Here is a 3055-nt window from a genome sequence, read left to right as displayed (position 1 = left end):
CGCCGCGGAGTGCACGACATCGATCGCGTCATCATCGGCGAAGGACAGCGAAACCGAATCGCTGGCGGGGAACGACTCGTCGACGGCCTCGTCGAGCTTGGAGCATTCCGCGGGGTGATTCTCTTCGACGTAGTTGTGGATGTCCTTGCGGAACGCGGTCTTCGCGTCGGACAGCTGAATTCGGTCCTGGGGGCGTTTGGGGCCGGCGATCGACGGCACCACGTCGCCGAGGTCGAGCTCGAGGTACTCGGAGAAGACGGGCTCCTTCTCCGGGTTGTGCCACATGCCCTGCACCTTGGCGTATGCCTCCACCAGGGCCAGCTGCTCCTCGGTACGGCCGGTCAGCCGGAGATAGTCGATGGTGACCTCGTCGATAGGGAAAATCGCTGCGGTGGAACCGAATTCGGGGCTCATGTTGCCCAGGGTGGCGCGGTTGGCCAGCGGCACCTCGGCCACACCGGCACCGTAGAACTCGACGAACTTGCCGACCACGCCGTGCTTGCGCAGCATCTCGGTCACGGTCAGGACCACGTCGGTGGCGGTGACACCCGGCTTGATCTCACCGGTGAGCTTGAAGCCGACGACGCGCGGGATCAGCATCGAAACCGGCTGACCCAACATCGCAGCCTCGGCTTCGATGCCGCCGACACCCCAGCCCAGCACCCCGAGGCCGTTGACCATGGTGGTGTGGCTGTCGGTGCCGACGCAGGTGTCGGGGTAGGCGACGCCGTCACGCACCATCACGGTCCGGGCGAGGTACTCGATGTTGACCTGGTGCACGATGCCGGTGCCGGGCGGCACCACCTTGAAGTCGTCGAATGCGCCCTGGCCCCAGCGCAGGAACTGATAGCGCTCACCGTTGCGGCCGTACTCGATCTCGACGTTGCGCTCGAAGGCGCCCGCGTTGCCGAATACGTCCACGATCACCGAGTGGTCGATGACCAACTCGGCAGGGGCCAGCGGGTTGACCTTCTCGGCGTCGCCGCCGAGTTCGCCGACGGCTTCGCGCATCGTCGCCAGGTCGACGATGCAGGGCACACCGGTGAAGTCCTGCATCACCACGCGGGCGGGGGTGAACTGGATCTCCACGCTCGGATCGGCGGATGGATCCCAGTTCGCGATCGCCTCGATGTGGTCTTTGGTGATGTTCGCGCCGTCTTCGGTGCGCAGCAGGTTCTCAGTGAGAACCTTGAGGCTGTAGGGGAGCTTCTCGGTTCCGGGGACCGCGTCGAGTCGATAGATCTCGTAGCTGTTGTCACCGACCTCGAGCGTGTCGTGCGCTTCGAACGAGTTCAGGGACGAATTCTTGCTGCTCACATCAACTCCCGGCTTGATCATCGCCGCGACGGGCTGTGTCAGCGGCGCTCGTAATCTTAACAGTACGCTTGTCCTGCAAGACAGGGACGGTATTTGGGTCGTCACATTCCAGTCTTGTCCTCTCGTGCGGACGGTGCCACCCGGATGACTGCACGCGGTGGAAAAAAATCGTGTCGCCCCGGCCGATGCCGGGCGGTGGTCGCGTACGGTGCTGCTGTGACCGGACCGCACTCGATCCCTCTCCAGGTCCCGTTTTTTCCGGCCTACATTCCGCCGGAGGTCGACATGGAGCAGGTCAAGGCCGACGTGGCCGACGACGGCGTCAGTGTGCCGCCCGCCAGTCAGGCGGACGTGCCTGCGTTGCGACAGGTCGTCGAGAATGCCCGTGACGAGGGGATCGACCTGAAGATCGTCGTCATCGACGTCAACCCGCCGATCGAGATGCCGTTGCGCGATATCGCCACCGCGGTGGGTGAGGCGAACCCGGGCTCGACGGTGCTCACGTTGAGTCCGTCCTTCGCCGGAACCTACAGCCCGGAGTTCGATCGGGTGACGCTGGAAGCCGGCCAGGACGTGGCCAAGACCGGGAATCCCGTGCAATCTTCGGAGAATTTCCTGGGCGAGTTGACGGCGACTCACTTTCCCTGGACGCCATTCACGATTGTGCTGGTCTTAGTGGTCGTTATCGGCGCCATTGGCACCCGCGTATTGCAGAACCGCGGCAAACGGATAGAGGTATCGGACGCAGCGTCCATCAGCTCCGATTGAGGGGTTGACTCTTCCAGCGCAAATTCAAACATCACTGTTTGATAACGCCATTCGCAATTACATTGTTGTAATTTGTTACTAAAGTTTCCTCAGCGTCTGTTGTGACGTACGGTGCAAAAGGTGCCTGTTGTTGCGGATGTGCTTAATGTGACTTCTGTTTCGAGGGCGCTCGAGAATGTGCCGACACGCTCGCGTGGAGCCTGAGGAGACCTTGAGTCCGATGAGACGCATCCCTGCCGGCGCCTCCGCTTCGCGGCTGTGCGCGGTATCCCTGGCGTTCGGCATGGTGCTGACCACGCCCAGCCTCGCCCAGGCGCAGCCCGCCAACCAGGACAGCCTCGCGACGCTCGTGACGGCCGTCGCCAACGTCAATCAGAAGTTGCAGAACCTCGGCGCCGCGATCCAGACCCAACAGGAGAGCGTCAACAAGGCGATCCTCGATGTGAAGACCGCACGTGATGCCGCCGCGGCCGCGCAGCTCGAGGTCGATTCCAGTGCGCAGCTCGTCAAGGAAGCGAACACCGCGATCGAGGCGGCACAGCAGCGCTTCGACAGGTTCGCCGCCGCGATGTACGTCAACGGTCCGTCCAGTTCGTATCTGAGCGCGTCGGATCCGGTGGACATCCTCAACACCGCGGCCGCGGGTCAGACGCTGTCGCTGAGTTCCCAGCAGGTGATGGCCAACCTGCAGCGGGCGCGGACCGAGCAGGTGAACAAGGAGTCGTCCGCCCGGCTGGCCAAGCAGCGGGCCGATGAAGCGGTGGTAGCCGCCGAGTCCAGCCAGCAGACCGCGGTGGCGGCGTTGACCGAAGCTCAGCAGACTTTCCAGGCCCAGCAAGTCGAGCTCGACCGGCTGGCCGCCGAACGGTCGGATGCCCAGGAGAAGCTGGCGCAGGCCCGGACCCTGGCCGCCCCGGCAGCCCCGGCAGGTCAGGCCCCCGCGGGCCGTGCCCCCTCGGCTGCCCAGACA

The 3055-nt window shown here is 64.2% G+C and carries 3 protein-coding genes; 2 read left to right on the top strand and 1 reads right to left on the bottom strand.

All coding sequences use genetic code 11. The features are described from left to right. Window positions 1-1317, bottom strand: a 1317-nt coding sequence (locus tag WA965_RS21235; protein WP_526448039.1) for an aconitase family protein, incomplete at its 3' end; no start/stop codon positions are given. A gap of 216 nt (window positions 1318-1533) precedes the next feature. On the opposite strand from WA965_RS21235, the gene WA965_RS21230 reads away from it, so the two are divergent. Beyond that, complete coding sequence (locus WA965_RS21230) at window positions 1534-2085, top strand: Rv1476 family membrane protein (RefSeq protein WP_526295581.1); 552 nt, start codon at window positions 1534-1536, stop codon at window positions 2083-2085. A 220-nt stretch (window positions 2086-2305) separates the two neighbouring features. Next, window positions 2306-3055 (top strand): coiled-coil domain-containing protein (locus WA965_RS21225; protein WP_526448038.1); only part of this gene is annotated, 750 nt, incomplete at its 3' end.

Origin of the sequence: Mycobacterium sp., from assembly GCF_049683935.1 — a bacterium.
In the GTDB taxonomy this organism is placed as follows: domain Bacteria; phylum Actinomycetota; class Actinomycetes; order Mycobacteriales; family Mycobacteriaceae; genus Mycobacterium.
Note: the sequence above shows the minus strand (reverse complement) of the source record. Positions and strands in the feature narration are given on the sequence as shown.